Annotated in this window: 2 protein-coding genes and 1 pseudogene; all 3 read right to left on the bottom strand. The window is 68.5% G+C overall.

Annotated elements, in window-relative coordinates:
• Positions 1 to 302, bottom strand: a pseudogene (locus I71_RS19030) (protein norD); the annotation flags it as partial.
• Positions 303 to 326: 24 nt separating this feature from the next.
• The gene (locus I71_RS19025) at positions 327 to 1,163 is read right to left on the bottom strand and encodes a CbbQ/NirQ/NorQ/GpvN family protein (RefSeq protein WP_042696525.1); all 837 of its coding nucleotides are present in this window, start codon (positions 1,161 to 1,163) and stop codon (positions 327 to 329) included.
• Between the two features lie 66 nt (positions 1,164 to 1,229).
• Positions 1,230 to 1,546: cbb3-type cytochrome c oxidase subunit I (locus tag I71_RS19020; protein ID WP_042696524.1), on the bottom strand; the 317-nt coding region annotated here is incomplete at its 5' end.

Here is a 1,546-nt window from a genome sequence, read left to right as displayed (position 1 = left end):
GGAACAGGTCGATGGGGTCGGCAGTTGCAGCACGTGCCGTCCAANGTCGCGCGCTCCACCCGTTCTTCCCCCAGCCCGATGCGGCCGAGCAACGACAACCCGTGCCCCGACACCGAAGCGCTTCCGGCGGCGAGCCGCACGCCGTGGTCGCCGCCCAGCGCCCGGAAGAACACCGCCAGCCGCGGACGCATCGTCTCCAGCGTGACGGCGGCTTCCGGATGGTGCGGATAGCTCGACCGCCCGCCGATCAGGCGGTGCCACAGACGGCCGACGGTCTCTTCCGGCTCGAAGAATTCCAGCATGACGATGGCCCCCGCCTTCTCCGATCAGCCCAGCGTGACCTCGGCGACGCGCAGCAGGGCGGCGCGGATGTCCGGATCGTCGGTCAGCGGTTCGATCAGGGCGGCACGGATGGCGCGTTCCGGTTTCATGCCGGAGCGGATCAGCGTGGCGCAGTAGATCAGCAGGCGGGTCGACACGCCCTCTTCCAAATCCTGCCCCTTCAGGGCGCGCAGCGCGTTGGCGAGACGCACCAGCGGGGCAACGCGGCTTTCGGCCAAGCCGCTTTCGGTCGCGACGATGGGGATCTCGCGCTCTGGCGCGGGGAAATCGAACTCGACGGCAAGGAAGCGCTGCCGTGTGCTGGGCTTCAGCGCCTTCAGCACAGTCTGATAGCCGGGATTGTAGGACACCACCAGCATGAAGCCCGGTGGCGCCTCCAACGTCTCGCCGGTGCGGTCCAGCGGAAGGATGCGGCGGTCGTCGGTCAACGGGTGCAGCACAACGGTGACGTCCTTGCGCGCCTCCACCACCTCGTCGAGATAGCAGATTGCGCCCTCGCGCACGGCGCGGCTCAGCGGCCCATCGGCCCAGACGGTGTCGCCGCCCTTCAGCAGGTAACGGCCGGTCAGGTCGGCGGCGGTCAGGTCGTCGTGGCAGGACACAGTGTAGAGCGGCCGGCCCAGCTTCGCCGCCATATGGGCGACGAAACGGGTCTTGCCGCAGCCGGTCGGCCCTTTCAGCAAAAGCGGCAGGCGGTGGGTGTAGGCATGCTCGAACAGCGCGCACTCGTCGCCCGTCGGCTGGTAGAAGGGCAGATCGGCGCTGTCGGCGTCATCGACGGTCTCAGGCACGGTTGCGAGGGTGGCGGCGCTGCGGATCATCTCGGAACTCCTGAAAGACGGACGGCCCCCGCCGTGGACACGGAACGGGGGCCGCGGATTTGACGCTTACTCGGCTGCCTGGAGGCCGCTGGCGACGGCCGCCGGACGCTCTTCACGGGCCGGGCCGAACACGGCGTAGAGGTAGAGCACCATGCCGATCCCGACGGCGACGCCGCCGCCCAGACGCAGCCAGTAGAACATGGCGATCTGTTCCTGGACCTCCATGTAGCCCAGCCCCATCACGCGCTGCAGGTGGGTCTGCACGATGCCGGCGGCGGTCAGGGCGAAGGTCATGAAGGCCATGCCGCCGCTCATCAGCCAGAAGCTCCAGATGTTGAGGGTCTGGTTGTAGGGCGCCCGGCCGCGCAGGTAAGGCAGGCATA

The organism is Azospirillum sp. B506, assembly GCF_000333595.1.
Classification (GTDB): Bacteria; Pseudomonadota; Alphaproteobacteria; order Azospirillales; family Azospirillaceae; genus Azospirillum.
This window is presented reverse-complemented; position numbering and strand designations above follow the sequence as displayed.